General features: G+C 64.8%; 25 protein-coding genes. 15 read left to right on the top strand and 10 right to left on the bottom strand.

What is annotated here, in order from left to right:
- The first annotated feature begins 6 nt into the window (after window positions 1-6).
- Entirely contained in the window at window positions 7-1569 is a 1563-nt protein-coding gene (thsA, locus tag KU306_RS08465; protein ID WP_049918888.1) for a thermosome subunit alpha, read from the top strand.
- Window positions 1570-1599: 30 nt separating this feature from the next.
- On the opposite strand, the gene KU306_RS08470 is transcribed toward thsA, so the two are convergent.
- The 3 genes from KU306_RS08470 to KU306_RS08480 are packed head-to-tail and all read right to left on the bottom strand — an operon-like array spanning window position 1600 to window position 3543.
- A complete protein-coding gene (locus KU306_RS08470; RefSeq protein ID WP_007545191.1) occupies window positions 1600-2214 on the bottom strand; it encodes a trimeric intracellular cation channel family protein in 615 nt (204 codons plus the stop codon).
- Window positions 2214-2996 carry an SAM hydrolase/SAM-dependent halogenase family protein gene (locus tag KU306_RS08475; protein ID WP_258301688.1) on the bottom strand — a complete coding sequence of 261 codons (783 nt, stop codon included), beginning with the start codon at window positions 2994-2996 and terminating at the stop codon, window positions 2214-2216. The genes KU306_RS08470 and KU306_RS08475 overlap by 1 nt, the downstream gene beginning before the upstream one ends.
- Before the next feature lies 1 nt (window position 2997).
- On the bottom strand, window positions 2998-3543 hold the full coding sequence (locus KU306_RS08480) for a nicotinamide-nucleotide adenylyltransferase (protein ID WP_007545193.1): 546 nt from the start codon (window positions 3541-3543) through the stop codon (window positions 2998-3000).
- 169 nt (window positions 3544-3712) lie between these two features.
- Here KU306_RS08480 and lonB point away from each other — a divergent pair, with 169 nt between their 5' ends.
- From lonB to KU306_RS08500, 4 genes are all read left to right on the top strand, one after another.
- Complete coding sequence (gene lonB / locus KU306_RS08485) at window positions 3713-5794, top strand: ATP-dependent protease LonB (protein WP_007545194.1); 2082 nt, start codon at window positions 3713-3715, stop codon at window positions 5792-5794.
- Between the two features lie 6 nt (window positions 5795-5800).
- Window positions 5801-6715: a CPBP family intramembrane glutamic endopeptidase gene (locus KU306_RS08490; protein WP_258301689.1), complete on the top strand. Its 915-nt coding sequence runs from the start codon at window positions 5801-5803 to the stop codon at window positions 6713-6715.
- Window positions 6716-6765: 50 nt separating this feature from the next.
- Complete coding sequence (locus KU306_RS08495; protein WP_007545198.1) at window positions 6766-7104, top strand: hypothetical protein; 339 nt, start codon at window positions 6766-6768, stop codon at window positions 7102-7104.
- A gap of 90 nt (window positions 7105-7194) precedes the next feature.
- The gene (locus KU306_RS08500) at window positions 7195-7686 is read left to right on the top strand and encodes a DM13 domain-containing protein (RefSeq protein WP_258301690.1); all 492 of its coding nucleotides are present in this window, start codon (window positions 7195-7197) and stop codon (window positions 7684-7686) included.
- 27 nt (window positions 7687-7713) lie between these two features.
- Here the strand turns inward: KU306_RS08500 and KU306_RS08505 are convergent, their stop codons facing one another.
- The gene (locus KU306_RS08505; RefSeq protein ID WP_258301691.1) at window positions 7714-8169 is read right to left on the bottom strand and encodes an MGMT family protein; all 456 of its coding nucleotides are present in this window, start codon (window positions 8167-8169) and stop codon (window positions 7714-7716) included.
- A gap of 153 nt (window positions 8170-8322) precedes the next feature.
- On the opposite strand from KU306_RS08505, the gene trpC reads away from it, so the two are divergent.
- From trpC to KU306_RS08540, 7 genes are all read left to right on the top strand, one after another.
- A complete protein-coding gene (gene trpC, locus KU306_RS08510; RefSeq protein ID WP_258301692.1) occupies window positions 8323-9084 on the top strand; it encodes an indole-3-glycerol phosphate synthase in 762 nt (253 codons plus the stop codon).
- Complete coding sequence (trpB, locus tag KU306_RS08515) at window positions 9081-10319, top strand: tryptophan synthase subunit beta (protein WP_258301693.1); 1239 nt, start codon at window positions 9081-9083, stop codon at window positions 10317-10319. The genes trpC and trpB overlap by 4 nt, the downstream gene beginning before the upstream one ends.
- The gene (gene trpA / locus KU306_RS08520) at window positions 10319-11152 is read left to right on the top strand and encodes a tryptophan synthase subunit alpha (RefSeq protein WP_258301694.1); all 834 of its coding nucleotides are present in this window, start codon (window positions 10319-10321) and stop codon (window positions 11150-11152) included. The genes trpB and trpA overlap by 1 nt, the downstream gene beginning before the upstream one ends.
- A gap of 24 nt (window positions 11153-11176) precedes the next feature.
- Entirely contained in the window at window positions 11177-11977 is an 801-nt protein-coding gene (locus KU306_RS08525; protein WP_258301695.1) for a 2-amino-3,7-dideoxy-D-threo-hept-6-ulosonate synthase, read from the top strand.
- Between the two features lie 83 nt (window positions 11978-12060).
- The gene (locus KU306_RS08530; RefSeq protein WP_258301696.1) at window positions 12061-12483 is read left to right on the top strand and encodes a methylated-DNA--[protein]-cysteine S-methyltransferase; all 423 of its coding nucleotides are present in this window, start codon (window positions 12061-12063) and stop codon (window positions 12481-12483) included.
- A 406-nt stretch (window positions 12484-12889) separates the two neighbouring features.
- Window positions 12890-13084 (top strand): hypothetical protein, encoded by a 195-nt coding sequence (locus tag KU306_RS08535; protein ID WP_258301697.1) that lies wholly within the window; start codon window positions 12890-12892, stop codon window positions 13082-13084.
- Window positions 13085-13644: 560 nt separating this feature from the next.
- A complete protein-coding gene (locus KU306_RS08540) occupies window positions 13645-14820 on the top strand; it encodes a 3-dehydroquinate synthase II (RefSeq protein WP_258301698.1) in 1176 nt (391 codons plus the stop codon).
- Between the two features lie 9 nt (window positions 14821-14829).
- Here KU306_RS08540 and KU306_RS08545 read toward each other — a convergent pair whose 3' ends face one another.
- The 4 genes from KU306_RS08545 to KU306_RS08560 form a co-directional block, all read right to left on the bottom strand.
- Window positions 14830-15228, bottom strand: a complete 399-nt coding sequence (locus tag KU306_RS08545) for a DUF7575 domain-containing protein (RefSeq protein ID WP_007545217.1) — start codon at window positions 15226-15228, stop codon at window positions 14830-14832.
- Between the two features lie 27 nt (window positions 15229-15255).
- Window positions 15256-15951: a type I 3-dehydroquinate dehydratase gene (locus KU306_RS08550; protein ID WP_258301699.1), complete on the bottom strand. Its 696-nt coding sequence runs from the start codon at window positions 15949-15951 to the stop codon at window positions 15256-15258.
- Window positions 15952-16062: 111 nt separating this feature from the next.
- Window positions 16063-17172 carry a DNA-methyltransferase gene (locus tag KU306_RS08555; protein WP_258301700.1) on the bottom strand — a complete coding sequence of 370 codons (1110 nt, stop codon included), beginning with the start codon at window positions 17170-17172 and terminating at the stop codon, window positions 16063-16065.
- Between the two features lie 149 nt (window positions 17173-17321).
- Window positions 17322-18326, bottom strand: coding sequence for a transcription initiation factor IIB (locus KU306_RS08560; RefSeq protein ID WP_007545220.1), 1005 nt, complete (start codon window positions 18324-18326; stop codon window positions 17322-17324).
- A 236-nt stretch (window positions 18327-18562) separates the two neighbouring features.
- Here KU306_RS08560 and KU306_RS08565 point away from each other — a divergent pair, with 236 nt between their 5' ends.
- Window positions 18563-19357, top strand: a complete 795-nt coding sequence (locus KU306_RS08565; RefSeq protein WP_258301701.1) for a helical backbone metal receptor — start codon at window positions 18563-18565, stop codon at window positions 19355-19357.
- 20 nt (window positions 19358-19377) lie between these two features.
- Window positions 19378-19905: an inosine/xanthosine triphosphatase gene (gene yjjX, locus KU306_RS08570; RefSeq protein ID WP_007545223.1), complete on the top strand. Its 528-nt coding sequence runs from the start codon at window positions 19378-19380 to the stop codon at window positions 19903-19905.
- A gap of 18 nt (window positions 19906-19923) precedes the next feature.
- Here yjjX and aglD read toward each other — a convergent pair whose 3' ends face one another.
- The gene (gene aglD, locus KU306_RS08575) at window positions 19924-21792 is read right to left on the bottom strand and encodes a flippase domain-containing glycosyltransferase AglD (protein WP_007545225.1); all 1869 of its coding nucleotides are present in this window, start codon (window positions 21790-21792) and stop codon (window positions 19924-19926) included.
- A gap of 222 nt (window positions 21793-22014) precedes the next feature.
- Here aglD and KU306_RS08580 point away from each other — a divergent pair, with 222 nt between their 5' ends.
- Window positions 22015-22284 (top strand): DUF7123 family protein, encoded by a 270-nt coding sequence (locus KU306_RS08580; protein WP_258301703.1) that lies wholly within the window; start codon window positions 22015-22017, stop codon window positions 22282-22284.
- Between the two features lie 175 nt (window positions 22285-22459).
- On the opposite strand, the gene KU306_RS08585 is transcribed toward KU306_RS08580, so the two are convergent.
- Window positions 22460-23080 (bottom strand): winged helix-turn-helix transcriptional regulator, encoded by a 621-nt coding sequence (locus KU306_RS08585; RefSeq protein WP_258301704.1) that lies wholly within the window; start codon window positions 23078-23080, stop codon window positions 22460-22462.
- Window positions 23081-23156: the final 76 nt, after the last annotated feature.

Consider the following 23156-nt stretch of genomic DNA (forward strand, 5'->3'; position numbering starts at 1 on the left):
TCACGAATGCAGCAACCGATGTACATCCTGGCAGAGGGTTCGCAACGAACACGCGGCCGGTCCGCGCAGGACTCAAACATCCGCGCCGGGAAAGCGGTCGCCGAGGCCGTACGCACGACGCTCGGCCCGCGCGGGATGGACAAGATGCTCGTCGACTCCTCGGGCGAAGTCGTCATCACGAACGACGGGGCGACCATCCTCGAGAAGATGGACATCGAACATCCCGCTGCCCAGATGATCGTCGAAGTCTCTCAGACGCAGGAGGAGGAAGTCGGCGACGGCACGACCACCGCCGCCGTCCTCACGGGCGAACTCCTCGCCCACGCCGAGGACCTCCTCGATGACGACCTCCACCCGACCGTCATCGTCGAAGGCTACACCGAAGCGGCGGCAATCGCACAGGACGCCATCGACGAGAGCGTTCTCGACGCCGAACTCGACGACGACCTCCTCCAGAAGGTCGCCGAGTCGTCCATGACCGGCAAAGGAACCGGCGACGTGACCGCCGACGTACTCGCGAAACACGTCGTCAAGGGCGTCAGAATGGTCCACGAGGACAACGACGGCGCGTTCGACCGCGACAACGTCCGCGTCCTCACTCGCACGGGTGCCTCGTCGTCTGCGACCGAACTCGTCGGGGGCGTCGTCCTCGACAAAGACCCCGCCAGCGACAACATGCCCCGGTCGGTCGAAGACGCCGCTGTCGCCGTTCTCGACGTGAAGCTCGACGTACGCAAAAGCGAGATGGACACCGAGTACAACATCACCTCGGTCGACCAACTCACCGCAGCTATCGACGCCGAAGACGCCGAACTCCGCGGCTACGCGAAGTCGCTCAAAGAAGCCGGTGTCGATGTCGTATTCTGTACGAAGTCCATCGACGACCGCGTCGCTGGCTACCTCGCGGATGCTGGTATTCTCGCGTTCGAGAGCGTCAAGAAGTCCGATGCCCGCGCTATCGCCCGCGCAACCGGTGCGAAGCGCCTCGGCTCGCTCGAAGACATCGACGAGTACGACCTCGGCCACGTCGACTCTGTCAGTCTCCGTGCGTTCGGCGACGACGAACTCACCTTCGTCGAGGGCGGCGCGGCAGCCAAGGCCGTGACGCTGTTCCTCCGCGGCGGTACCGAGCACGTCGTCGACGAACTCGAACGCGCCATCAATGACGCGGTAGATGTCGTCGTCGCCGCCATCGACAAGGGCGGTGTCGTCCCCGGCGCTGGCGCGACCGAAATCGCCATCGCCGACCGCATCCGGTCGAAGGCCGCCGGTATCGAGGGCCGCAAGCAACTCGCCGTCGAAGCCTACGCCGACGCCGTCGAGGCGCTCCCGCGCATCCTCGCCGAAAACACCGGTCTCGACCCCATCGACGCGCTCGTCGACCTGCGCGCCCGCTACGAGAACGAGGGTATCGCAGGCATCATCTCGACCGGCCGAGCGGGCGAAATCGGCGACCCCGTCGAATACGGCGTCATCGACCCCGCGGCGGTCAAGCGCGAAGCCATCGAATCCGCCACCGAAGCCGCGACGATGATTGTCCGCATCGACGACGTTATCGCCGCAGAATAAGCGGGTCGACGCCCAACCTTTTCAATCAGATCACACACGCGGGAGTCGCCACTCGTACCGAAGCGCCGCCATCCGCACGAGGAACACTATCGCGGCGCACAGACCGGACGGAATCCCGGTCGGTGCGGCGACCCATTGCGCGGCGAGAAACGCGAGACCGCCGACGACAGCGGGCGTCGCGTAGAAGTCGTCGCGGAGGACCACCGGCACGCGCCCGATGAGGATGTCGGCGATAGAGCCGCCGCCGACACCCGTAATCGTTCCGAGGATGACGACGCCGAACGGCGAGACGCCCGCTTCGACGCCGACCAGCGCGCCCGTGGCAGTGAACGCTGCGAGACCGATGGCGTCGGAGGTCAGGAACGCGGGATGGTCGCGGACGCGACCCTGCATCATGTGGATGAGTACGATAGCGAGGCCGACGCCGACGAGCGCGACCGACATGTCGCCGGTCGTCGCGAGCGAGGCCGGAACGCGGTCGACCAGAATGTCGCGGGTCGTCCCGCCCCCGAGTGCCGTGACGACGCCGAGGACGGCGACGCCGAACACGTCGAGTCCGGCGTCGGCCGCTTTGAGCGACCCGGCGACGGCGAACGCGAGGAGGCCGACGACGTTCATCACCGCGAAGGGGGCGAGGTCGACCATCAGTCGCGGACCACGCGAACGCTGTCGCCCGGGGCGAGGCCGAACGCCTCGTCGCCGCGGCCGTGGTTCACGTCGCACTCGACGTTGCCGTGACTCCCGACGGTGACGAGTCTCTCACCGCGCGGGACGGCCTCGAAGGTGTGACCGACCGGGACTTCCTCGCCGTTCACCGCGACGTGGTCGCATCCGCGGACGAACTCGCCCGGGACGTTCGTGATGCAGTTGCCGAAGTCGTCGACGACGAGTACGTCGCCGGTTGCGACCCCGGCGTCGGAATCGACCGTCGCAGTCGGGAGCGCGAGGTCGACGAGGTCGTCTGTATCGAGTGGCGAAAAGCGCTCGATATCACCGAGTTCGTCGGGTGCCACGTCGTGAGCGTCCGCGGCGGCCGGGGCGAACACGTCTCGGCCGTGGAACGTGGTGGATGCCGGGTTTTCGACGCGGATTTCGTAGGCGTCGATGGTCGGAGAGCCGTCGGCTTCGTCGGCGATGCGGCGCGCTGGGGGTCGAAGCACGCCGTTGTCGGGCCCGACGAGGATGTGGTCGCCGACGCGGAGCACGATTGCTCGACGGTCGGTTCCGACGCCGGGGTCGACGACGACGAGATGGACCGCTGGCGGGAAGTACGGAAGCGTCTCACGAAGCCAGAACGCGGCGGCTCGGATATCCTGTCTGGGCAGGTCGTGTGCCACGTCGACGAGGCGGGCGTCGGTCCGCGAGAGCACGACGCCTTTCATCGCCGCGGGGTACGCCGACCCGAAGTCGGACGCGAGCGTAATCATCTCAACACGGGTTCGGGTCGTCGTCGGACGCCACGTGCTCTGACCCGTCGGAGGCGGTGACGCGCTGAATGCGCTCGATACCGCCGATTTCGTAGACAACATCCACGACCGCATCGGGAACGAGCGACTCCCAGTCCCGGTCTTCGATCATCCGCTGGCGGACTTCGGTCCCTTCCAGCACGTCGCGGTTGAACATGGGAGACTGGCGAACCTCGACGCCCGCCTCCTTGAACAGTTGGATGACGAGCGGGTTGTTGGAGTAGGCGACGTCGAACGCCGGCGACATCGACTGGACGTGGCTCACCCACACCGAGTTGCGGTCTAAGTCCTCGATTGGAACCGCGTACGTCGTGACGTCGAAGTCCTTGACGGCTTTCGTGACCATCATGATGCGCTCGCCAGCGGTAAACGGGTTCCGCGGCGAGTGCGAGTCGCCAGCGGACCCGATACCGAGAACGAGTTCGTCGACGTCTGCGGCTATCTCTTCGACCATCCGGTGGTGGCCGTTGTGGTACGGCTGAAACCGGCCGATGTAGAACCCCCGCATTGGTCAGGGCTTGGGTTGCTCCACTTATAAATACGCCGAGTTAGCTTAATTTCGGTATTCTGGTGGTAGGACTGTCGAAACCGGATAATACGGCCCGGTACGTGTGATGCAATCGGGGAGAAAGTATATCAGGCGTAGGGCCCACGTTAGAAGTAGCGACGACAGTTCTATGAGTAACGATACGAACACCGACGACAGCCTCCGCGAGCGGGAGGATTCACCCGACGACGCGCCCCAGGAGACGGGCGGCGACAGCGGGTCGTTCCACCAGCACGAGGAGGCCGATGAGGTCGACAAGAAGACTATCGACGACCTCGGGAGCGACGTCGAGATCGAGGCCGACATCCGCGAAGACGTGGACGAAGACGATCTCCTCGGCGGACTCGCTATCGAGTCTACCGACGAGATTTCCGTCCCTGACCGGCTTGTCGACCAGGTCATCGGGCAGGAACACGCCCGCGACGTCATCATGAAGGCGGCCAAACAGCGCCGCCACGTTATGATGATCGGCTCTCCGGGTACGGGGAAGTCGATGCTCGCGAAAGCGATGTCCGAACTCCTCCCCCGCGAGGAGTTACAGGACGTTCTCGTCTACCACAACCCCGACGACGGGAACCAGCCCAAGGTCCGCACTGTCCCCGCGGGCAAGGGTGACCAAATCGTCGAGGCGCACAAAGAAGAGGCACGCAAGCGCAACCAGATGCGCTCGTTCCTCATGTGGATCATCATCGCCATCGTGCTGGGCTACTCGCTTATCATCGCCCAGCAGGTTCTTCTCGGCATCCTCGCTGCAGGTATCATCTACCTCGCGTTCCGCTATGGGTCGCGCGGCAGCGACGCGATGATTCCGAACCTCATCGTGAACAACGCAGACCAGAAGGCCGCGCCCTTCCAGGACGCGACTGGTGCCCACGCGGGTGCACTCCTCGGCGACGTCCGCCACGACCCCTTCCAGTCCGGCGGGATGGAGACGCCGAGCCACGACCGCGTCGAACCCGGCGCGATTCACAAGGCCAGCAAGGGCGTGCTGTTCATCGACGAGATCAACACGCTCGACGTGCGCAGCCAGCAGCACCTGATGACGGCGATTCAGGAAGGCGAGTTCGGCATCACCGGCCAGTCCGAGCGCTCCTCAGGTGCGATGGTCCAGACCGAACCCGTCCCGACGGACTTCATCATGATTGCTGCGGGTAACCTCGACGCGATGGAGAACATGCACCCCGCACTCCGCTCCCGTATCAAGGGGTACGGGTACGAGGTGTACATGGACGACACCATCGAGGACACCCCGGACATGCGCCGCAAGTACGCGCGCTTCGTCGCGCAGGAAGTGGCCAACGACGGCCGCCTGCCGGCGTTCACCGCAGAGGCCGTCGAGGAAATCATCCTCGAAGCCCGCCGCCGTGCCGGCCGCAAGGGTCACCTGACCCTCAAGTTCCGTAACCTCGGTGGGCTGGTCCGCGTCGCGGGCGACATCGCCCGCGGCGAGGCTGCCGACTGGACGACGCGCGACCACGTGCTGCAGGCAAAGCGCCGTGCGCGCTCCATCGAGCAGCAGATTGCCGACCAGTACATCGAGCGCCGCAAGGACTACGAACTCTCCGTCAACGAAGGGTTCGTCACCGGCCGCGTCAACGGTCTCGCAGTCATGGGGCAGGACTCCGGTATCATGCTCCCCGTGATGGCCGAAGTCACGCCATCGCAGGGCCCCGGTCAGGTCATCGCCACGGGGCAACTCAAGGAGATGGCCGAAGAGTCCGTCCAGAACGTCTCGGCCATCATCAAGAAGTTCTCCAACCAGGACCTCTCTGAGATGGACGTGCACGTGCAGTTCGTCCAGACCGGCCAGCAGGGCGTCGACGGCGACTCCGCATCCATCACGGTTGCGACGGCCGTCATCTCGGCGCTGGAGGACATCCCCATCGACCAGTCGGTCGCGATGACCGGTTCGCTGTCGGTGCGCGGTGACGTGCTCCCGGTCGGTGGTGTGACCCACAAGATCGAAGCCGCCGCCAAGGCTGGCTGTGACACGGTCATCATCCCGGCCGCCAACGAGCAGGACGTCATGATCGAAGACGAGTACAAGGAGATGGTGGACATCATCCCCGTCTCGCACATCAGCGAAGTCCTCGACGTCGCCCTCGAAGGCGAACCCGAGAAGGACTCGCTCGTCGACCGTCTCAAGAGCATCACCGGCTCTGCACTCAACAAGGGCAAGGGCGTCGGACCGTCCAGCCCGAGTCCGCAGTAACGCCGAATGACAGACTGGGCGGCATTCGCTGGGTTCACCGGCGTCATCCTCGCCGTCCTCCTCACGCTCGCACACCTCTCGCGTGGCATTCCCCACGCTGACGGTGGCGACACACATTTTGCACACGACCTCGACTCGGGAGCGCCCGCTGTCGACGACGAGTCCGAGAGCCACGCTGCTGACGACAGTCACCAGACCACCGACGCAACTGAACACGGCCCGTCGCTCGCGTCGCTCTCACCAGCGTCGACGCCGGACGAGGGGCGCGAGCCGCGACCGGCGACTGACGAGGCTCACGGCCCTTGGCCAGCACCCGACCAGAACCACGAGTCGCCATCTGCGAACATCCCGCCGCACATGTTGCTCGCCAACGTCGCCGTCTCGCAGGGGCTGTTGGGTGCGTTTCTCGTCACGAGCGCGTGGTACACGTCCGTTCCGCTGTCGGCGCTCGGCCTCTCGCTTTCCGGCCTTCCGTCGAAACTCGCGGTGGGCGTCGCCCTCGGTGGCGTACTCTACGCGGTGAACCGGGCCGGGTCGTCGGTCTCCCGCGAGTTCGGTCTCGTTCCCGACGAGTCGCTGCGGGACGCACTCACGCCCGAGACGACGGGCGGATGGGCGCTGTTGCTGCTCGTGGTGCTGCCGCTCATCGCAGGCTTCGAGGAACTGCTCTTTCGCGGGGCGCTCGTCGGGGCGCTCGCCGTCGGCTTCGACGTGTCGCCGTGGCTCATGGCCGCGGTCTCGTCTGTCGCGTTCGGCGTCGGCCACGGCGCACAGGGGCGACTCGGCATCGTCGTCACCGGACTACTCGGGTTCGCCCTCGCGGCGGCGTTCGTCCTCACACAGAGCCTGCTCGTCGTCGTCGTGGCCCACTATCTCGTGAACGCACTGGAGTTCGTCGGCCACGACGTGTTCGGCTGGTAAACTGTCCTGCGAGGCAGGGCGTTCAAGTCCCCTGCCCCCGGGTATCCAGTATGGATATCGATACGCGGACGCTGACACAGGCGGGACTCATCGGTTACGTCGCGCTCGTCGTCGCGTCCATCGTCACCGGAAACCCGACGGTCGTACTCGCTGTGGACATCGCGTTCGGCGTCGTTGCTCTCCTCCTCGGCGTCGTCACGCTTCAGATCCCCGTCGACAACCAGTTGAAGTACGTCGCAGGCGGCGGCTTCCTCCTCGCGGGGCTCGCCCAGTTCGCCGAGCTGGCCGTCGGCGACTCGACAATCGGTCTCGCGAGCACGCTGTTCCTCCTCGGCGGGCTTCTCGGCTACCTCGTCTTACGGCGACAGACCGACGCCGCACCGTTCTGAGCGAAACACGGGACGCTGCGCCGAGATTTGGTACTGACTGTGCACCAACTTGGCACAGCGGTTATGCTTCGAGACGACGGTTCTCAGGGTATGAAACGTCGAACGCTGCTCGGGCTGGTTGGTGGCGGTGTCGCCCTTACTGTCGGTGGGGCGGCGGCCGCAGAGTTGTTCCTCCCCGAGAGAGCGACCCGGGTCACTGACGAAGGAGGGGCTGTCGATGCGACACCACTCTCGCGTGGGTCGTTCGTCGGAAAGACGGGCCATAAGGTGAGCGGCACGGTCACGCTCGCCCGCAACGACGAGGGTCACGTCCTCCAGTTCGAAGACTACGAGCAGACACAAGGCCCGGACGTGTTCGTCTACCTGACGCCTCAGGCCGACCCGGACACGAAAGCCGCCGTCGACGACGGGGTGAAAGTCCTCATCGACGGCGGAGAAGACGGGGGCGAGAGCACGAAACTCGGGACGTTCACCCAGCGACTCGAAGACGTGGGCGACCCCACGCGCTTCCGCGGCGTCGCAATCTGGTGCGACAGATTCTCGACTCCCTTCGGAGCGGCGACGCTCTCGCCCGTCGAGTGAGTATCACAGCGCCCCGCTTCGCTCCGACTAGATTCCTTCTGCCCGTTGGAGCACCTGAACGACCGACTCGGGCGCAGCGCTCGGGCCATCTGTCACCCGATGGTCGGGGACGACGACCGGAACCGGGTTCCCCGCGAGCGCGGTCCTGACGGTCCGAGCCGACTCGTCGTCTTCGGGGTCGAGACCGGCCATTCTGACGAGCAGTGCGATATCGACGGTGTCGCCGCGAGGGACGTTTCGGAGCGCTTCGAGCACGCTTCGTTGGTCCGTCGGGACAGTGAGACCGATGGGAATTTCGGAGAGGTTCGCCTCTTCACCGTCGAGTGCGGCGAGAATCGAATCGAGGTACTCGTGGTCCGGTTCTGCGTCGGCGGGGACCGTCTCGGGAAACGAGACGCTGATGAGTTTGTTGCTGACCACGCCAATCTGTACGGCGCGGTCGAGTGCCGACGATTCGCGGGCGTAAATTCCGGCGAGGTCCATGTGTTCGCCTCGCCGGGCCGGACGCTTGACCCTTCCGGCGTCTGCTGCCGCGGTGGTATCGGGGTTCGTTCCACGCCTGTTCGCACGCACGAGAAAGAAACACGTACCTCTGACACAAGCCTTATGTACAGATACGTCCGTTAGTGAACATCAATGAACGCTAGTGGAGATAAATTGGCCCCCGAGGTGCGTTCCATTTTGGACGCCGCGCGGGAGCGACCCGGCGGCGACGCCCGTGTCTCGGTCGAGGCGCGGTCGTTTCCGGACGCCGTGTCGGCCACCGAGGCAGACGGACGCGTCCCGATTATCGCCGAGGTAAAACCGACCAGCCCGACGACTGATGGCGTCCGTGAGGACGACCCCGTCGAGCTGGCCCAAGAGATGGTCGCTGGCGGCGCGACGGCGCTGTCGGTCCTCACCGAACCCGAGCACTTCGGCGGGTCGACCGAATCGCTCTCTCGCATTCGCGAGGCGGTCGACGTGCCCGTGCTTCGGAAGGACTTCATCCTGCGCGAGGAGCAACTCGACGCCGTCGAGTCGGACCTCGTGCTTCTCATCGCCCGATTCGTCGGCGACGACCTCGAACCCCTCGTCGCAGCAGCACGCGACCGCGGCTTCCAGCCGCTCGTCGAGGTTCACACCCGCGAGGAACTCACCGCGGCGCTCGCAGCTGGTGCTGACATCGTCGGCATCAACAACCGCGACCTCGGCAAACTCGAAGTCGACCTCGGAACCGTCGAGACGTTGGCTCCGGAGGTCCCTGACGACGTGCTTCTCGTCGCCGAGAGCGGTATCCACACGCCCGCGGACGTTCGGCGGATGCGCGAGGCCGGGGCCGACGCTCTCCTCGTCGGTACCGCCATCATGGATGGTAACGTACGACAAAATACGCGGCGACTGACCACATCGACATGAGTGTAGACGGAAAATTCGGCGATTACGGCGGACAGTACGTTCCCGAGGCTCTGATGCCGGCCATCGAGGAACTCGAAGACGCCTACGAGCGATACGTCCTGAACAACGAAGACGGCTTCATGGACGAGTTTCGGACGCGACTGCGGGACTTCGGCGGGCGGCCAACTCCACTTCAGCGCGCGGACCGGCTCTCGGAGCGATACGACCGCGAGGTGTATCTCAAGCGCGAAGACCTCGTCCACGGCGGCGCACACAAGCTGAACAACGCGCTCGGCCAGGTCCTCTTGGCGAAGTACATGGGCAAAGACCGCATCATCGCCGAGACCGGCGCTGGCCAGCACGGGACGGCGACGGCGATGGCCTGCGCGCATCTCGACATGCCCTGTGAAGTCTACATGGGCGAGCGCGACATCAACCGCCAGCGACCCAACGTCTTCCGGATGAAACTCAACGGTTCCGAGGTCAACCCCGTCACCGTCGGCCGCGGGACCCTCAAGGAAGCCATCTCCGAGACGATGCGCGACTGGGCGACCAACGTCGAAGACACCCACTACGTCATCGGCTCTGTGGTCGGTCCGCACCCCTTCCCGAGCATGGTTCGTGACTTCCAGTCGGTTATCTCCGAAGAAGCGCGAACGCAGGCCCGTGAGAAGATGGGTCGTCTGCCAGACGCCGTCCTCGCCTGCGCCGGCGGCGGGTCGAACACGATGGGGGCGTTCGCGGAGTTCGTCGAAGACGACGAGACCGAACTCTACGCCGTCGAAGCGGGCGGTTCGACGCTCGACGTCGACGAGGAAGCGGGCGTCGCGCCGAACTCCGCGTCGCTCACGACCGGGTCCGAGGGCGTGCTTCACGGCGCGCGCACGCGTCTCCTACAGGACCACGACGGGCAGATTATGGAGTCACACTCCATCTCCTCCGGCCTCGACTACGCGGGTGTCGGGCCGGAACTCGCACACCTCGTCGATACCGGGCGCGTCACCGCCGTCAACGTCGACGATGACCACGCCCTGACCGCCTTCCACCGCCTCTCACAGATGGAGGGTATCATCCCTGCACTGGAGTCTGCCCACGCCTTCGGCTACTTGGAGGAACACTCCGACGAACTCGGCGAGTTCGTCGTCGTCAACCTCTCGGGCCGCGGCGACAAGGACCTCGAATCGGCCATCGAAGAGACCTACGAGCGCGATATCGACATCGCGCCGAACATGGACGAGTTCACGGGGGGACTGTGATGTCGCTCGCCGACGCCTTCGCAGACGGCCCGGCGTTCGTCCCGTACCTCGTCGCTGGCGACCCGGACTACGAATCGTCGCTCGAATACGTCGAGGCGCTCGAACGCGGCGGTGCCGACGTTATCGAACTCGGACTCCCCTTCTCGGAGCCAATCGCGGAAGGGCCGACCATCCAGAACGCCATCGTCCGCGCGCTGGAAGGCGGGATGACCCCGGAGCGCTACTTCGAGTTCGTCGACGACCTCGACGTGTCGATTCCGGTCGTCTGCATGACCTACTACAACCTCATCTACCGCTACGGCGACGCGGAGGGACCGCGCCCCTTCGTCGAGAAGGCGGCCGACGTCGGTATCGAAGGCTTCGTCGTTCCCGACCTTCCGGCCGAGGAAGCCGACCCGCTGCGTGAGGCCTGCGACGAGTTCGGTCTCGACCTCGTGTTCATCGTCGCGCCGACGACGCGCGGCGACCGCCTCGACCGAATCATGCGACAGGTCTCTGGCTACGTCTACGTGCAGGCGCGTCTCGGGACGACGGGCGCGAAGTCGGACGTCTCCGACCAGACCGGGTCCAGCCTCGACCGCCTGTCCGACTACGACGTACCCAAGGCCGTCGGGTTCGGAATCAGTAGCGGTGAACACGCAGAACGCATCGTCCGAGGCGGCGCTGACGGCATCATCGTCGGCAGCGCGCTCGTGGACATCGTCGCCCAAGGACACGAGAACGACGAGTCCGCGAAAACGACCGCAGAACGCCTCGAAACGCTCGCCCACGAACTCAAATCGGGTGCGATAGATGGCGTCTCGCAACGCCCACCGCATTCGGAACGCACATAACTGCTCTGTCACCCTTTCACAAACATGAACACTGACGTTGGAATCTCGGCACGACTGGAACGCATCTCCACCGACGGACGATACCTCGTCGTCCCGATGGACCACGGCATCACGCTCGGCCCGGTCAAAGGCCTCGTAGACATCGAATCGACAATCGACGGTATCACACGGGGCGGCGCTGACGCCGTCCTCACACACAAAGGGACAGCACCCAGAGTACACCCGAACAAAAACGGCAAAGGATACATCGTCCACGTCAACGGCTCGACGGTCATCGGCCCGGACGAAAGCGATAAACGGCTCACCGGAACCGTCGAAGACGCACTGCGCGTCGGTGCCGACGCCGTTTCGTTCCACATCAACGTCGGGTCGGAACACGAACCCGACCAGATGACGCAACTCGCCAATCTCTGTTCTCGCGCCGCCGACTTCGGCGTCCCCGTTCTCGCGATGTCCTACGCGCGCGGCGCTGGCATCGACGAACAGGACCCCGAAGCACTCGCCCACGCTGTCCGCCTCGCCGAGGAAGTCGGCGCAGACGTGGTCAAGACGGCCTACAGCGGCGACGCTGAGTCTTTCAGCCGCGTCGTCGAGGCCACGCGCCTCCCGGTCGTCATCGCCGGCGGCAGTCGCGGCACGGACCGCGAGACGGTCGAGATGGTCCGCGGGACGATGGACGCCGGCGCTGCCGGTGTCTCGATGGGACGGTCTATCTTCCAGCACGACGACCCCGAAGCTATCACCCGCGCCGTGAGCGCCGTCATCCACGACGACGCCGACACCGATTCGGCGCTCGAACGCGCCGGGCTGAGCCTCGAAGCGTAACACCGGTTTTTGTCACGGCTGTTTCTCTCTTCTCGCGGCGCACACGCCATACATAGATAGTGGCCGAGTGCGAACGGTGGTCGATGCACGTGACGATATGGGGGTTCGACGTGGAACTGGACGAGCGACTGGTCGAGAATTCGGAAGCCGACCTCCGCGAGCAGCTTGCCGAGTACGAACGCGGCGACAGACGAGCGCTCGACGCCGACGTTCGAATCCCCGACTCGTTCACTGGTGACGTGATGCGAGCGATGCTCGACATCCCGTACGGTGAAACGCGAACTTACGGCGACGTTGCGGCCGAACTCGACAGCCACGCTGTCGCCGTCGGTCAGGCCTGTGGGCGAAACCCCGTTCCGGTCGTCGTTCCGTGTCACCGTGTCGTCGGCTCGGACTCACTCGGTGGGTTCTCTGCCGCTGGCGGGACCGACCTGAAGCGTGCACTTCTCGAACACGAACGCGACCGGGAGACGACGCAGTTGGACCTGTCTGCGTATCGTTCCTAATCGAAACGCGAGATGGTACGCATCTTCCCCTCCCCCCACTACGCCGACTGACACCCTGACGATTCTCGCACTACACGTCGAGTCTATCCCTGCTCCACTCACAAAGGCTGTTCCGTCGCCTAATTCTCCGATTCTATATCGCAGTATACGATTCATCCATCGGGATTGGGATGCCTTCGTAGATGACGAAATTACCATTCTCAACGGCTCTACCGAGAATTTCTATCGTTTCACTCGATTAGGGTGGTCGAGAGGCGCCCCGTCCGAAAAACAGAGTCGCATCTGAGTCGGAGGACGACGTGCGCCATACTGGTTCGAGACGCGTCTGCCGGGTGTCGTACGGGACGAGGAGTCTAGACGCCACCCGACTGAAAATTAAAGATTCTCTGTCGAATACAAGAGCCTGATGACACTCAGTGTCGAACGCTTCGCCTCTGAGACCGCCATCGGCAGAGGGATGCAACTCGTCGGCCTGCTAGTGATACTCCTTGCGGGCGCGGACTATCTGGGGTTCGTCGACGTAGCCTCGACGAGTGTGTACGCTATCGTGTTGTGTTCCATCGGCGCTGCTCGGTGGATTTCCGAACGTCGCGCAAGATAGCGGCCACCCCGAAATCGAAAGTCTCTGTCCGACGGCGAGTGGCTATGACGAATCAGACTCGTATCGTACGAATCACTCTAACGCGGAACGGTCTCTTCCGGGTGTGAACCCCCGGAGTTGCGTACTGGATTACGGTGCCCACGAGCCACTCGGCCGGGTGTCGTTCCACGCGTGTGGTGGCATTGAGGCGACAAGCGAACGTCTCGTCAGCGAGGACCTCGATAGGAAGCGATAGGCAGCACTCGACAATCGTGAACTCACTCTTGCGATAGTGAAGTCCTCATCTCGATACTCACTCTGTCCTACTCTCAATCTAGCTTGCATCTCGCTGTGAATAGTCACGGGTCTCGATGACGGTCTTGCCCGCGTAGCAGCGCCGCTGTCTACAGCTACTGTACTCAGTCCCCAACTGGGCCGATTTTTGTCCGATATCGGTCCTATAAATCACATACTGCGATACGAAATAGTGATTCTCGGTTCGAACGAGAATCGGGTTATTCTGCCCGCCCGCTGTTGATTCATCCGCCACGTTCAAGCCTGACCACCGAGTGAAGTCGATAATGACACGCAGCGTCTGGCTCAAAGCCGACGACACGGTCGGCGACTGGGAGACGCGGAAGCGACGCATCACGGCGGGCCTCGAAGCCGGTGTCGACTGGGTCCTCGTCGACGAGGACGACGTCGAGAAGGTGCGCGAACTCGGTGACGTGAAAGTCGCCGCGTTCCGCACCGACGCCGACGTCCACGTGATGGAAGCAGAAGGTGACGAAGACGGTGGGTCGCTCGCCGACGCCTACATCGTCGGCAAAGACGGCGAGGGCGACGCGACGGTCGAACTCCCCTCTGACTTCTCCGGATCTGCAGACCTGACGACGCTCCGCCGCGGCGACGACCACGCAAACGGGTCGTACATCCGCATCCTGAGCAAGGACTACGAATCGTTCGCCGAAGAGGCTGCCCGCGACGGCGACCACACCATCGTCGTCGGCGAGGACTGGACTATCATCCCGCTGGAGAATCTCATCGCCCGCATCGGCGAGGAGACCGAACTCATCGCTGGCGTCACGACCGCCGAGGAAGCCAAGACGGCCTTCGAGACGTTGGAGATTGGGTCCGATGGCGTCCTCCTCGACAGCGACGACCACGACGAGATTCGCAAGACCGTCGAGGTTCGCGACGAGGCAGAACGCGAGTCGCTCGACCTCGTGTGGGCCGAGATTCAGGAAGTCGAACGCACGGGCATGGCCGACCGCGTCTGTGTCGACACCGGCTCTCTCATGGAACACGACGAGGGGATGCTCGTCGGGTCGATGTCTCGTGGCCTTTTCTTTGTACACGCCGAGACGGCGGAGTCCCCGTATGTCGCGTCTCGGCCATTCAGAGTCAACGCCGGTGCAGTCCACGCGTACGCCCGAACCCCCGACGGCGGAACGACGTACCTCTCGGAACTCGAAAGCGGCGACGAGGTACAACTCATCGACACCGACGGCCACACCCGCGAGGCCATCGTCGGACGCGTGAAAATCGAAAAACGCCCGATGTTCCGCGTCGTCGCCGACTACGAGGGCGACCGAGTCGCGACGCTCCTCCAGAACGCCGAGACCATCAAGGTTCCAACCAAAGAGGGGCGAACCGCAGTGACCGACCTCGAACCGGGTGACGAGGTACTCATCTACTACGAAGACACTGCTCGACACTTCGGCGAAGCGGTCGAAGAGAGCATTATCGAGAAGTAACGCGCCGGTTTATTGCTCTTCGGTGTGCCATTCGAGTTCTTCGGCACACCACGGACAGAAATCGAGGTTTCGGTCGAGTCCACCGCCGCAGGCGGGACAGGTTGGTTGCCCGTCGTTCTGCTGGTGCCCTGGGCCTCGCATTCCGATTCGATAGGCGTCCAGCGCGCTGAGGAAGAGGAGTCCGACGATAGGGACGGTCACTTCGGTCGGCAGTTCGCTGAGCGTCGCCGTCGCCGGGTCGGCAAATGCCGACAGTAAGACCAGTCCAGCGCCGACGACGAACGTGAACCACGCGATAGCGCGTCGCCACTCGCGGAGGTAGACGTGCCCAGCGCCGGCGATTCCGAGCGATGCGCCAAGAATCCCGACGAGGGCGGCCACGAGCGCGCGACGACGAGCATCGGCCATCGTGCGTGGCCGTCGTTGTCTGCCGTCTTAAACGTCCGGTTTGCTGGACAGGTCGCCGACGAGGGCTCGGAGCGTCGCGGCGTCGTACTGCCCCGGCGCGGTCGCGTCTTCGGGGTCGACCGGTGCATAGCCGATTTTCGACCCGTACACTGGCGCGACGGCGCGGGTGTGTCTGCCCGCTTCACCCATCGCCATCGTCGCGACGGTGTCGTCCCACTCGGTCGCCGCGCGCGTCACGTCCAGCAGGCGAAGTGCGTCTGCGTCGGTGTGGGCGGTGACGGCGAGTTTCCCGACATCGCCGAGCGTGGCCGCCTCGTGAAGGTGTCGCGTGAGTTCCGAGCGCGCTGGCGTTCGCTCGAAGTCGTGGACGGACGCGATTACGTCGACGTCGACTGCGCGGGCGCGGGTCGCGGCGTCGACGCCAGCCGCTTTGTGGAGGCTTTCGAGTTCGATGTCCACCGCGGCCACGGCGTCGGTCTCCGCGGCCGCGACGAGCGCGTCGAGGCGGTCGACTTCGTCGCCATCGGCTTCACCGCCTTCCCACTCCGCGCGGTTCGTCGCGATAATCGGGAGGTCCCCGTCGTAGTCGTCGAGGGCCGAAAGCGGGTCGTCGGCGAGGTCCATCCGGAACTCGATGGCGTCTGCGTCGGCTCTGGCGGCGGGTTCGTCGCCGAGGTCGGCGGTGCTCGCTGCGAGAACGAACGAGTCGAACGAGAGGTCCATACCCGTCACTGCGACGGCGGGGACTAAATCGGTGTCCGTGCCCGCAAACGTCTGCGGGGCAGTCGGGCGTTGGCGGCGAACGGGGTGGCGTCGTCGCCGACGAGTCCGCAGTCAGTCGTCGTCCGCGTCGAGTTCCTCGGTCGCGTCGCTGTCGGCGACTGCGTCGCCCTGCGTACTGCGTGCGTCTGTGTCGTCGACCGGTTCGTGCTCGGCCACGAACTGGCGATTGTCACCCGACTCGGTCTTCGTAACCGACGAGACGGCGTACAGACGGATGTCCCGCTCCTGTTTGGTCACGACCGGGAAATCGTAATAGGTCGCGTCGTAGCCCGGTTCGTCGTCTCTGTCGGCGACGAAGTCGCGGTGTGCATCGAGTCGGGCTTCGACAGCAGCACGGGAGCGTTCACACACGTCCGTCAACCGGTCTTCGAACGCGTCCACGAGTCCGGCATCGAGGTCGTAGCCGACCGAGTTGCGCCCGGCGAGCATCGCTGCCAACGTGGTGGTTCCGGTCCCGACGAACGGGTCGTACACGGTGTCGCCGTACACCGAGTACATTCGAATGAGTCGAAGCGGCAGTTCGACCGGGAACGCGGCCGAGCGCTCTCTGGCCCCCGAATCGAGACGCTGTTCGGTACCCGTGAACTCCCAGAGGTCGGAGAACCACTCGTTTCGCTCTTCCCAGAAGAAGGCGCTCTCGTAGCGGTCGTCGTCGCCCGGCGGGAACGACCGCGAGTCGCCCTTGCGCACGATGAGAACGTACTCGTGTTCGAGCGTGACGTAGGCGTTGGTCGGCAGCGTCCCCGACCCCATGAACTTGGTCAGGCGATTGGTCGGCTTTCGCCAGAGTGCGTCGGGAAGCGGCGAGAGCCCGCGCTCGGAGAGCGCCGTCAGGATGCGCGCGTGATTCGGATACAACCGAAACGACCCGTCGAGGCTGCGCGTCGCGTCGCCGACGTTGATACACGCGAGGCCGCCCGGCGCGAGGACGCGTTCGAGTTCGTCCCACACCGCGTCGAGTTGGTCGTGCATGGCCTCGAACGCCGCCTGACCGTCGCCCGCGTCGAGCGCGTCGGCGACCGCGTCGTCGCGGGCCGAAAAGAGGTCGTCCCACATCTCTATCATGGGATACGGTGGGGAGGTGACGACGAGGTCCACGCTCCCGTCGGCGAGCTCGGTGTCGGCGGCGTCGCCCACGCGAAGGGCGTGTTCCGTGCGCATCGTACGGACGTGTCGCTCTCACGTCAAAACGTTTCTCCCCGATTGAACTCGACGTCACACCGGAACCAGCGAACAGCGCAACCGCTCAGCTGTCGAATAAGCGAGGATATGTCGCGACCGGTCTGAAAGCGCCGTCGCGGAGTGATACCTTAGACGAGGCCGAGGTTCTCCTCGGCTTCGAGGAGTTCGTGATAGCGGTTGCGGATGGTGACTTCCGAGATGTCGGCGACTTCGCTGACTGCGGCCTGCGTCGTCTTCTCGTTGGTGAGGAGTGCGGCGGCGTAGACGGCGGCGGCGGCGAGGCCGACCGGCGACTTACCCGAGTGGACGCCCTTCTCCTTGGCGTTCTTCAGGAGCTTGCGGGCGCGCATCTTCGACTCGTCCGAGAGGCCGAGTTCGCTGGCGAACCGGGGGACGTACTGCTCGGGGTCGGCGGGCTTGACTTCGAGCGAGAGTTCGCGAGCGATGTAGCGGTAGGTGCGGGCGACTTCGCTCTTCTCGACGCGCGAGACTTCCGCAATCTCGTCGAGCGAACGGGGGACGCCGGCCATGCGGGCAGCGGCGTAGGTACACGAGGTGGCGACACCCTCGATAGAACGGCCGGGGAGCAGGTCGTCGTCGAGTGCACGGCGGTAGATGACAGATGCCGTCTCGCGAACGTTCTCGGGGAGACCGAGCGCGGAGGCCATGCGGTCGATTTCACCGAGTGCCTGCTTCAGGTTGCGTTCCTTGGAGTCGCGGGTGCGGAAGCGCTCGTTCCACTTGCGGAGGCGCTGCATCTTCTGGCGCTGGCGAGCGCCCAGCGAGTTCCCGTAGGCGTCACGGTCGCGCCAGTCGATGTTGGTCGAAAGACCCTTGTCGTGCATCGTGTTCGTCGTCGGTGCACCGACGCGGGACTTTTCGTCTTTCTCGCGGGCGTCGAACGCGCGCCACTCGGGGCCGCGGTCGACCGAATCGGCGGTGACGACGAGACCACAGTCGTCACAGACGGTCTCACCGTGTTCGTCGTCGGTGACGACGTGGCCGCCACACTCAGGACACTTGAGCGTGTCTCCCTTGGTGGTCTCTTCTTCCTCTTGGCTCTGTCGTCGGCCTCGCTGTTTCTGTTTCTGCTCCTGTGCGCCGGGGTTTCGGGTCCAAATTCGTTCACTCATGGCTACGACGGCGGGTGCTCCGGAAGGGGGGATTAGATTCGGCTAGAACCCGGAGGCGGTCCGTAACACGTACGACCGCAGACGAACGCATAAATGGTTTGGTATCGCCCGCCGGTTGTCCACAATTTTTGTGTGTAGACGCCCCACACGGACCATTTACTCACCTCCCGAACTCGTGTCTCCTCCGGACACAGTGGACACGATACATATTTTTCTCGGAGGAACGTTTGCGGACTATGCGCACGGACTCTCCGCCCCGAGTCGTCTCGTTGGCCCCGAGTGCGGCGGCCATCCTCGACGCGGCCGGTCTCGCCGCTCGAATCGTCGGCGCGACCGCTCACTCTCCGCTCGACCGGCCACTCGTGGGTGGGTGGTTGAACCCTGACTTCGAGCGTCTCGCCGAACTCGACCCGGACGTCGTCTGCACGAGCGACCCACTGCAGCAGGACGTCGCGACGGAGGCCCGAGAACACGGCTACGAGGTTCACCACGTCGAACCATCGACACTCGACGAGGTGTTCGAGACCTTCCCGAGAATCTGTGCGGCCGCGGGCGACGCCGCTGCCGGTGAGCGACTCGCCGACGACTGCCGAGCACACCTCTCGCGTGTTGCAGACGCCGTCTCCGGCCGCGATGCTCCCGAAGTCTACTGCGAAGAGTGGGCCGACCCGCCGATGGCGGCCGGCAACTGGGTTCCGGACGTGGTTCGCGCCGCCGGTGGGTCGTATTCGCTCGTCGACGCGGGCGAACGCTCGCGCGAACTCTCCGGCCACGAGGTTGCCGCCGCGGACCCGGACCACGTCGTTCTCCATCCGTGCGGCAAGGGCGAACGAGGCGACCCCGAAGCGTTCGACGCTCGCGGCTGGAACGTCGATGCGGCCGTCCACGCCGTCGACGACTCGCTTCTCAATCAACCGAGCCCTGCGCTCGTCGGCGGCGTCGACCGGCTTGCCCGACTGTTCCACCCCGACGCCGACCTCCCCGAACCGTGGGTCCCGACCGCCGAGACAGAATCCGATGGAGCGATATGAGTTCCCACTCGCCTGCCGATATGGACATCGCAGTCGGAAGCGGAAATCCGGTGAAGCGGCGTGCGGTCGAGTTGGCCTGTCCCGACGCCCGCGTCGCAGCCGTCGCCGTCGATTCGGGCGTCTCGGAGCAACCCGTCGGGCACGACGAGACACTGACTGGTGCGATCACCCGCGCCGAGCGCGTCTTCGAGACCGGCGACTACCGCTTCGGCGTCGGTATTGAAGGCGGGGTCGCGTCGTTTTCGACCGACACCGAAGCGGTCGCAAGCGACGGCGACCTCTATCTGGTCATGTGGGCCGCAGCGACCGACGGCACGCGGGTCGGCCGCGGTGCCGGGCCGAGTTTCCTCCTCCCCGACCGCATCGCCGAGCGAATTCACGACGGCGAAGAACTCGGGCCGGTGATGGACGACGTGCTCGGGACCGAAGATATCGCGACGAACGAGGGTGCCGCAGGCGTGTTCACGGGTGGACAAGTCACCCGGACGGACGCGCTCCAGTCGGCCGTGACAGCAGCGCTCGCCCCATTCAACTGCGACCTCTACTGAAGACGCGTTAGTTCTTGCCTACTCCGATTCGGCGAGTTCACGCTCGCGGACGTCTGCGCTCTCTTCGACGGCGGTCGTCAGCGAGACGTTGAGCGAGAGCATCGACGCGACACCGCCGACGATGGTGACGGCGTTTTTCACCGCGTGGTCGAGGACGGCGGCGGCGAGCGCCATCGCGGGCGTGACGGGCGCGAGCGCAGCCATGAACACGGTGAAGGCGATTTCGTAGAGACCGACGCCGCCCGGAGACAGCGGGAGGACCTTCGCGAGGTTGCCGACGCTCACCGCGAAGAAGGAGACGCCGACGAGGACGGTCGGGTCGATATCGACGCCGAGCGCGAAGAGGACGACGACGGCTGTCACCACGTCTATCGTCCAGATGGCGAGGCTGGACACGCCGACGCGCCCGAAGGCGGCGCGGTTTCCGGCGACGGCTTGCAGGTCGGAGACGAACTGCTCGATGACGCCCGCGACGTACTCGACGTACGAATCCGACGAAAACCGACCGACGACGGCGCGGACGAGGTTGCTGTCGGCGCGGGCCGAGAGGGCGATAGCGAGGACGCCCGCGATGGCGACGACGCCGACGCCCGTGGCGACGTAGGCGACGGTACGCACGTCACTGGCCGACACGTCCACGTTGCCACCGCTCACGCCTGTTGCGAGCACCGACGCGATGTCGTTGAGGCCGCCGGTGGCGGCGAGTCCGACGAGGACGACGCCCGCGAGACCCGCGATTGTGAGCAGGTCGAAGACGCGCTCGACGGCGAGTGAGGCGAATCCGGAGGGGTACGGAATGCCGCGTCGTGCCTTCACTACGTACGCGCGCACCGCGTCACCCGCGCGGGCCGGGAACACGAGGTTCCCGGTCTGACTGATGAATATCGCCCCCGTGAGGAAGCCCGTCTTCTCGTGATAGCCGAGTTCGCCGAGGATGTCGCGGTAGCGTAGTCCACGGAGCGGCCACGAGAGGACGTAAATTGCGGCGGCGGCCGCGACGAGCGTCGGGTCGGCGTCGCCGAGGACGCTCAGGACCTCCGAGGGGTCGATGTAGAGCGTCATCAGCGCCACTGCGACGAGCGTCAACAGCAACCCGGAGACGATTGTCACCTCGCGGGTGATACGCGGCCGAACCGAGAGTTGCCACCACGTCCGAAGAATCTGACTGCCCATCCCGAGTACGTCGCGGACGAGGTCGACTTTCGTGTCGCCTTTCGGTTCCCAATCGACGGGGAACTCGGCGACCCGGAACCCGGCGCGCTGGGCGCGCACGAGCATCTCGGTGTCCCAGAACCAGTGTTCGTCTTCGACGTCGTCGCGGAGCGTCTCGAACGCCTGCCTGCTGAACGCTTTGAACCCACACTGGTGGTCGCGGAGGTCCGACCGGAGGAAGACGCGAACGAGCCCGTTGTAGACCTGACTCGGGAAGCCGCGTTTGACCGGGCGGTCGGCGACGTTCTCGGGCATCCACCGCGACCCGGTGGCGACGTCGTACTCTCCCGAGCGGACGCGTTCGACGAGCGATTCGAGGTGTTGCATGTCCGTCGCGAGGTCCGTATCGAAGTAGACGAGCGTCTCGCCGTGTGCGGCCGCGAAGGCGTGTTCGAGCGCGCCGCCGCGCCCGAGTCGCGTGTCGCTGTGGAAGTGGCGCACACGCGAGTCTTCGGCAGCCATGCGGTCGGCTATCTCTGGCGTGCGGTCGTCGCAGCCGTCTTCGGCGACGATGACCTCGAAGGCGTCGGCGGGGAGGAACGATTCGAGCGTCTGGAGGGTGACGCGAACGGTGTTTTCGATGGTCCGCTCCTCGTTGTACGCGGGGAGGACGACACTCACGTCGACGCTGGCCGGCGTAGCGGTGGCCGAGCGCCCATCTGTCGGGCGACCCATTATCGACCTATGGCCGCTATCGGCGTATGTATTTTCTGTCTTGCCCCCGCGGAGCGTGTCTCCCTGCTGGATTCTCCGGTTTCCCCGAGTGTTAGCTGACTGTACCTGCGGCGGCCCGAACATCGTACCCGAACCCCCATCGACGGCACCTAATCGCAAGACAGCGACGTGTTAACCTCCTGTACCAAACCCCTGATAGGCGATACGGTACTCTCTGTAAGTATGAGCACGACCGCCACGGCAACTGCCGTCGAAGCCGACGTTTCGGAGGTCCCCGCCGACCTCACCGAAAAGCAGCACCGCATCCTCCAGTACCTCCGCCGCAACGCGGGCACGAAGACGTACTTCAAATCCCGACTCATCGCCGACGACCTCGGTCTCTCGGCGAAGGAAGTCGGGGCCAACATGCGCCCGCTTCTCGACGGGAACTTCGACGTCGACGTCGAAAAGTGGGGTTACTCGTCGGGAACGACGTGGAAAGTTACGGTTTAACGTTCCTGTCGCCTGCCACCGCTGACGCCGTCGTCTCCACCTTTTTCGTTCGGAGTTGTTGTCGCCTGTCACCGTCGAGTGACATCGCGGGTCGTCGTGTGGCTCGTCGAGGCTCGCCGCTCACCGGTCAGGCTGCGGAAAACACTACAATACGACCGACGCAACCCACCCCGTCTCAGGGGTCGAATCGGATGAACCCGGCGGCGTCGTTTGCGAACGCCGCGGCGTCGGTGCCGAAGGAGTCGGCGTACCGAATCAAGAGTGTGATAACCGTCTCGGGTTCACTGACTGCGTAGCCGTCCTCCCGCGAGAGGAGGCCGACCGAATCCAGTTCTTTCGCGTAGGTGCTCACCGTCGCGCGCGAGACGTCGAGCGTATCGGCGAGTTTGCTCCCGGTCGCATCCGGGTCCCGAAGGAGGTGAATCAGCATTCCGCGCGGCGTGTCGCGCCGAAGGTAGCCGAGCGCGACCTGTTCGAACTCCGAGAACCGTTTTGCGGGGAAGAATCGCTTGTAGTCTCCGTCGCGCCGCACGTCGAGAGTGCCGTCGTCGACGAGATTTCGAAGGTGGTACTGCGTCTCTCCGGTCCCGAGTTGCAGGTCGTCTCGCACCTTCGAAAAGTGTGCGCCGGGCGTGGCCGCGACGTAGCCGACGATGGCGTCGCGCGCGTCGCTCGACTTCGACGAGTCGTCGCTTTCGTCACCACCTCCGAGGCCGACGAGCGGCGTCGCGGCCCCGAGCGCGGCGAAGCGACGAAGCGTCGCACGCTTGTCTTCATCTATCCGGCGGTCCGACATCTACCGGAAGTAGGACGTGGACGGAAGAAAAGCGCTTCGGCATTTCACTCGTCTGAAACGATGATTGTCGGTTATC

The organism is Haloferax larsenii (assembly GCF_024730625.1).
In the GTDB taxonomy this organism is placed as follows: domain Archaea; phylum Halobacteriota; class Halobacteria; order Halobacteriales; family Haloferacaceae; genus Haloferax; species Haloferax larsenii.

Bases quoted from the DNA above. Each gene is read 5' to 3' on its own strand.
- thsA (WP_049918888.1), top strand. From the start codon at position 7: ATGCAGCAACCGATGTACATCCTGGCAGAGGGTTCGCAACGAACACGC.
- KU306_RS08470 (WP_007545191.1), bottom strand. From the start codon at position 2,214: ATGGTCGACCTCGCCCCCTTCGCGGTGATGAACGTCGTCGGCCTCCTC.
- KU306_RS08475 (WP_258301688.1), bottom strand. From the start codon at position 2,996: ATGATTACGCTCGCGTCCGACTTCGGGTCGGCGTACCCCGCGGCGATG.
- KU306_RS08480 (WP_007545193.1), bottom strand. From the start codon at position 3,543: ATGCGGGGGTTCTACATCGGCCGGTTTCAGCCGTACCACAACGGCCAC.
- lonB (WP_007545194.1), top strand. From the start codon at position 3,713: ATGAGTAACGATACGAACACCGACGACAGCCTCCGCGAGCGGGAGGAT.
- KU306_RS08490 (WP_258301689.1), top strand. From the start codon at position 5,801: ATGACAGACTGGGCGGCATTCGCTGGGTTCACCGGCGTCATCCTCGCC.
- KU306_RS08495 (WP_007545198.1), top strand. From the start codon at position 6,766: ATGGATATCGATACGCGGACGCTGACACAGGCGGGACTCATCGGTTAC.
- KU306_RS08500 (WP_258301690.1), top strand. From the start codon at position 7,195: ATGAAACGTCGAACGCTGCTCGGGCTGGTTGGTGGCGGTGTCGCCCTT.
- KU306_RS08505 (WP_258301691.1), bottom strand. From the start codon at position 8,169: ATGGACCTCGCCGGAATTTACGCCCGCGAATCGTCGGCACTCGACCGC.
- trpC (WP_258301692.1), top strand. From the start codon at position 8,323: ATGAACGCTAGTGGAGATAAATTGGCCCCCGAGGTGCGTTCCATTTTG.
- trpB (WP_258301693.1), top strand. From the start codon at position 9,081: ATGAGTGTAGACGGAAAATTCGGCGATTACGGCGGACAGTACGTTCCC.
- trpA (WP_258301694.1), top strand. From the start codon at position 10,319: ATGTCGCTCGCCGACGCCTTCGCAGACGGCCCGGCGTTCGTCCCGTAC.
- KU306_RS08525 (WP_258301695.1), top strand. From the start codon at position 11,177: ATGAACACTGACGTTGGAATCTCGGCACGACTGGAACGCATCTCCACC.
- KU306_RS08530 (WP_258301696.1), top strand. From the start codon at position 12,061: ATGCACGTGACGATATGGGGGTTCGACGTGGAACTGGACGAGCGACTG.
- KU306_RS08535 (WP_258301697.1), top strand. From the start codon at position 12,890: ATGACACTCAGTGTCGAACGCTTCGCCTCTGAGACCGCCATCGGCAGA.
- KU306_RS08540 (WP_258301698.1), top strand. From the start codon at position 13,645: ATGACACGCAGCGTCTGGCTCAAAGCCGACGACACGGTCGGCGACTGG.
- KU306_RS08545 (WP_007545217.1), bottom strand. From the start codon at position 15,228: ATGGCCGATGCTCGTCGTCGCGCGCTCGTGGCCGCCCTCGTCGGGATT.
- KU306_RS08550 (WP_258301699.1), bottom strand. From the start codon at position 15,951: ATGGACCTCTCGTTCGACTCGTTCGTTCTCGCAGCGAGCACCGCCGAC.
- KU306_RS08555 (WP_258301700.1), bottom strand. From the start codon at position 17,172: ATGCGCACGGAACACGCCCTTCGCGTGGGCGACGCCGCCGACACCGAG.
- KU306_RS08560 (WP_007545220.1), bottom strand. From the start codon at position 18,326: ATGAGTGAACGAATTTGGACCCGAAACCCCGGCGCACAGGAGCAGAAA.
- KU306_RS08565 (WP_258301701.1), top strand. From the start codon at position 18,563: ATGCGCACGGACTCTCCGCCCCGAGTCGTCTCGTTGGCCCCGAGTGCG.
- yjjX (WP_007545223.1), top strand. From the start codon at position 19,378: ATGGACATCGCAGTCGGAAGCGGAAATCCGGTGAAGCGGCGTGCGGTC.
- aglD (WP_007545225.1), bottom strand. From the start codon at position 21,792: ATGGGTCGCCCGACAGATGGGCGCTCGGCCACCGCTACGCCGGCCAGC.
- KU306_RS08580 (WP_258301703.1), top strand. From the start codon at position 22,015: ATGAGCACGACCGCCACGGCAACTGCCGTCGAAGCCGACGTTTCGGAG.
- KU306_RS08585 (WP_258301704.1), bottom strand. From the start codon at position 23,080: ATGTCGGACCGCCGGATAGATGAAGACAAGCGTGCGACGCTTCGTCGC.